We start from the raw sequence: 588 nt of genomic DNA, 5'->3' as shown, positions 1-588 counted from the left end.
TGCACTAAAAAATCAGAATCTGTTCAGTATTTTGATGGGCTCGGAAGACCTATCCAAAGTGTTGCCATCAAAGCTACGCCGCTTGGAAGAGATGTTGTCGTTCCTATAGAATATGATGCAAAAGGAAGACAGGCCAAAAGCTACCTTCCCGTTCCCCAGCCGGGCACGGCGAACGGAGCCATCTATACCAATCCGCTGGCCAATGCGCCTTCTGCAGGATACGGAAGTGAAAAGATCTATGCTGAAAAACGCTATGACGACCTGTTTACCACAAGAGTAAGCCAGGTTGTTCCGGCAGGAACCGCCTGGTCCCAGAAGCCCGCCAATATGGCCTACGGTACCAACGCAGCCGGTGAAGTAAAAAAATATGAGATCACAACAAACTGGATAGAAGGGAGAACTGATTCGGGTATTTCCTTCTCGGCTTCCTATGCTGCTAACCAGCTGATGAAAACCTCCGTTACCGATCCGGACGGAAATATCACCACGGAATTCAAGAATAGTAAAGGCCAGACGATACTGGTCAGAAAAAATGACGGTACCCAAAATGTAGATACCTATTACCTGTACAATGAATACGGGCAGCTG

General features: G+C 47.8%; 1 protein-coding gene. It reads left to right on the top strand.

Features of this window, described 5'->3' with window-relative positions; genetic code table 11:
• The coding region (locus tag DRF61_RS22485) for a DUF6443 domain-containing protein (RefSeq protein ID WP_228452758.1) at positions 1-588 on the top strand (588 nt) is incomplete at both ends.

This window comes from Chryseobacterium lathyri, from assembly GCF_003290185.1.
In the GTDB taxonomy this organism is placed as follows: domain Bacteria; phylum Bacteroidota; class Bacteroidia; order Flavobacteriales; family Weeksellaceae; genus Chryseobacterium; species Chryseobacterium lathyri.
The sequence above is the reverse complement of the archived record's forward strand: the minus strand, read 5'-3'. Positions and strand labels throughout refer to the sequence as shown.